Genomic DNA, 3,852 nt, shown 5'->3' with positions numbered 1-3,852 from the left:
GCGGAACTCTGAGCGGACCTCCTTTTGAAAGTCACGCATTTCGCCGCGCATTTCGCCCTTGAATTCGCGCATTTCGCCCTTGAATTCGCGCATTTCGCCCTTGAATTCGCGCATTTCAACCTTGAACTCAAGCATTTCGCTCTTGAACTCAAGCATTTCGCCCTTGAATTCGCGCATTTCAACTTTGAACTCAAGCATTTCGCTCTTGAACTCAAGCATCTCGCCCTTGAATTCGCGCATTTCAGCTTTGAACTCGCCCACATCGGTACGAAGATCGCGAAGATCGTCCTGGATATGCTGGGTGGTGACTTCCAGCCGGCTAAGTCTGTGTTCCATGTCGGCATCCTGCTTTGGCGATGGGGGGCATGCAAGCTGCTCATGGCCAGCCGGCTTAGAGGAAGATGTCGCGCTGGAGGCATGGACGGGGGTCATGGCGGTTCTCTGGGCCTCTCAGACGGCTTATCCCGGGAGTTCGTCCATGGTTTGCCCAATGGCAAGCCATCTCCAGATGCCCTTGCCCTCGCCTTCGTGTAAGGGAAAACCGGATTGAGATAGGGCGACACGCCCTTGAGTCATCCCGTAATCGAAGCTCCCCCTTGCGCCGCTCTCCTGGCATGTGTACAAATGTACGCATGTCGACACCTACCCTTACCGAGCGTCAGCAAAAGACCCTTTCCTTCCTGCAGGAATACCTGCAAGCGCAAGGGCTCCCGCCGACACTGCGCGAGATCGCCGATGCCCTGGGCTTTTCCAGCCACAGTTCGGCACAGGCCTGCGTCGAGTCCCTGGTCCGTAAAGGCGTGCTCGAGCGCTCCCCGCAGCACCGCGGGCTGCGCATTCCCCCCGGTCTCGCCTCGAGCCTGCGCGGCCAGGCAGCCAACGAGTTGCCGCTGATCGGCCGCGTTGCCGCCGGCTCGCCCATCCTCGCCGAGGAAAACATCGAATCGCAACTGGAAGTCGATCCCGCGCTGTTCCGCCCGCGCGCCGATTACCTCCTGCGTGTCGTCGGCCTGAGCATGCGTGATGTGGGCATCCTCGATGGCGACCTACTTGCCGTGCATAAGACGGCCGTCGCCACCGATGGCCAGATCGTGGTCGCCCGGCTGGACGACGAAGTCACCGTGAAACGCCTCAAGCACGACCGCAACCGCGTCCTGTTGCTACCCGAAAATCCCGACTTCGAGCCGATCGAAGTCGATCCCCGTCGCCACGCGTTCGCCATTGAAGGGCGTTACGTCGGCATCATTCGCAGGACCTGACCATGAACGCCATCGCCTCCCCGAATCTCGCTCAGGTGCTCGACCATCCCGGTATCTGGCGGCGTTCCGCCGACCGTCAGCCGCGCGTACGCGCGCTGTCCACGGGCTGGACCTCGCTCGACGCGAAACTGCCCGGCGGTGGCTGGCCGCAGGGTGCCCTCAGCGAAATCCTGTTCGAGCATGACGGCCTGGGCGAACTGGATCTGGTCATGCYTGCACTTGCCGCGCTGACCCAGGAGCACCGCCGCGTGATCTTCGTCGCGCCGCCTTATCTTCCCTATGCCCCCGCGCTGGCCGCGGCCGGTGTCGACCTGCGCTTTCTGCATGAAATCCATGCCGGCAGCACCGAGGCCGCATGGAGCATGGAGCAGTGCCTGCGCTCGGGCTGCTGCGGCGCCGTGGTCGGCTGGTTGCCCGACATCGACTACCGCAGCCTGCGTCGCCTGCAGCTGGCCGCCGAAACCGGCGACGCCTGCGCCATGCTTTTCCGCCCGGCCACGCACGCCGCGCAGAACAGCCCGGCCGCGCTCCGCCTCAAGGTCAGCAACAGCGACGAGGCCACCTACGTGGATGTCCTCAAGTCGCGTGGCCTGCTGACCACCACCGCTCCGCTGTTGCGCATGCGGGCCTGATGGATCCCGTCATGACGCCGCGTTCCACACGCCGTCGTGACGGACGCTCCGTCGTCGCCCCTCTTCCGCAGCCATGCTTTGGGCCTGTCTCCGTTTTCCCGGCCTGGCGTTCTCCGCCGCCTTCGCCGCGACACCGGAGGCAGGCCCCTCCGCTCTACTCGACGGCCACGCGCGCCAACGCCTGATCGCCGCCGCAAATGAAGAAGCCGCCGCCTTCGGCGTACGCCGTGGGCAAAGCGTCGCCGCCGCACGGGCGCTATGCCCAGCCCTCGATGTGCGCCCACGTGACCGGGATGCCGAAACCCGCCTGCTCGCCGGCATTGCCGCGTGGTGTTACCAGTTCAGCGGTCATGTCAGCCTGGCGCCGCCCCAGGCCATCCTGATGGAAGTCGGTGCCAGCCTTCGTCTTTTCGATGGCTGGCCGGTGCTCGCCGAACGCCTGCGTAGCGGATTGCTCGAACAAGGCCATCCGCACACCCTCGCCGCCACGCCCTTTGCTGCCGCCTCGTGGATTTTTGCCGCGAGCGAGGATGGCATGGTGCTGCCGGAACGCGAGGGCGTACTGCGCATGCTTGCCGCGTTGCCGCTGACCCGGAGCGGACTTTCCGCCAGCATGGTGAAGTCGTTGCAGGCGATGGGCTTCCGTCGCCTGGAAGACATCTTCCGCCTGCCCCGTCCCGAATTGACCCGACGCATCGGTCGCGATGGCGTGGCATGGCTCGACCGCATCCGTGGCCAGTCGGCGCATGCCCTGCCCGCCTGGCAACCACCGGCAAGCTTCCTGCAGAAAATCGAATTCGACAGCGAACTCGACGGCAGCCAGCCGTTGCTGTTCCCGTTGCGCCGCCTGACCCGTGAACTGGCCAACCTGCTTGCCGCACGCGACGGCGGCGTGCAACGTTTCACCCTGACGCTCGAACACGCGCGTGGCCAAAGCACCCGCATCGTGGTTGCCATGGCGGCACCGCAGCGCGAAGCGGAGCGACTTTTCGAACTGGCCCGTACACGCCTCGAGCGAACCACCCTACCGGCGCCGGCGCGGGCGATCGAACTCGTCGCGGAAGAGCTGCCGGTTTTCCGGCCACCCCTGCGCGACCTGTTCGAACCCGTTCGCGGTGATGGCCTCGACTGGCCGACACTCGACGAGCGGCTGCGCGCACGCCTGGGCGACGCAGCGTTGCGACAGATCGCACTGGTCGCCGACCACCGGCCCGAGCGCGCCATGCGTTATGGCACCCCCGGCCCCGTCGTCTCCCTGCCGCGTCGCCGCCGGCCGCTCTGGTTGCTGCCTCGCCCGATGCCCATGCGACCGGATCCGGTCGCCGTCCTTGCCGGCCCCGAGCGAATCGAGAGTGGCTGGTGGGACGGTGCCGATGCGCGTCGCGATTACTACATCGTGCGCACGGTAGAGGGCCAGCAGGCCTGGGCCTACCTGCCGCCCGGCACACTCGACGGCTGGATGCTGCACGGCTGGTTCGCCTGAGTTTCCATGCTTCCCTTCGAACTACCGCCTCCCGCCAACGACGGAGATGCCCCCGCCCCCGCTTATGCCGAGCTGCATGCACTGAGTGACTTCAGTTTTCAGCGCGGTGCATCCAACGCGCGCGAACTGTTCGAACGTGCGAAGGACATCGGTTACGGCGCCTTGGCCATCACCGACGAATGCTCCCTCTCCGGCATCGTGCGTGCGCTGGAGGCCTCGCTGGAAAGCAACCTGCCCCTGATCGTCGGCAGTGAGTTCCGGCTCGAGGACGGCACCGTGCTGGTTCTGCTGGTGGAGAACCAGGCCGGCTATACCGAATTGTGCAGGCTCATCACCCTGGGTCGCCGACGCGCGGCCAAGGGCCACTACGAGCTGCACCGTACCGACATCGAGTCTCTCGCCGGGGGGCTTTGCCTGCTATGGATTCCCGGGCCCTGAACGCCGCCGACGCCACGCTGCACGACGAGCGCGCCCACTG

4 protein-coding genes and 1 pseudogene are annotated in these 3,852 nt (G+C 65.5%); 4 read left to right on the top strand and 1 reads right to left on the bottom strand.

Going from position 1 to position 3,852, the window contains the following annotated elements; genetic code table 11:
- A partial coding sequence (locus tag AC1DT2_RS17495) for a hypothetical protein (RefSeq protein ID WP_477297731.1) occupies nt 1-336 on the bottom strand: 336 nt, incomplete at its 3' end.
- Nucleotides 337-632: 296 nt separating this feature from the next.
- Between AC1DT2_RS17495 and lexA the strand changes: the two genes are divergently transcribed.
- From lexA to AC1DT2_RS17475, 4 genes and pseudogenes are all read left to right on the top strand, one after another.
- The gene (lexA, locus tag AC1DT2_RS17490) at nt 633-1,259 is read left to right on the top strand and encodes a transcriptional repressor LexA (RefSeq protein WP_063571833.1); all 627 of its coding nucleotides are present in this window, start codon (nt 633-635) and stop codon (nt 1,257-1,259) included.
- A gap of 2 nt (nt 1,260-1,261) precedes the next feature.
- Nucleotides 1,262-1,891, top strand: a complete 630-nt coding sequence (gene imuA / locus AC1DT2_RS17485) for a translesion DNA synthesis-associated protein ImuA (protein WP_477297729.1) — start codon at nt 1,262-1,264, stop codon at nt 1,889-1,891.
- 73 nt (nt 1,892-1,964) lie between these two features.
- The gene (locus AC1DT2_RS17480; RefSeq protein ID WP_477297728.1) at nt 1,965-3,374 is read left to right on the top strand and encodes a Y-family DNA polymerase; all 1,410 of its coding nucleotides are present in this window, start codon (nt 1,965-1,967) and stop codon (nt 3,372-3,374) included.
- Between the two features lie 6 nt (nt 3,375-3,380).
- A pseudogene (locus tag AC1DT2_RS17475) lies at nt 3,381-3,806 on the top strand (PHP domain-containing protein); the annotation flags it as partial.
- Nucleotides 3,807-3,852 lie beyond the last annotated feature (46 nt).

The sequence above is a fragment of the Luteibacter sp. P4_E6 genome, assembly GCF_056401535.1.
This window is presented reverse-complemented; position numbering and strand designations above follow the sequence as displayed.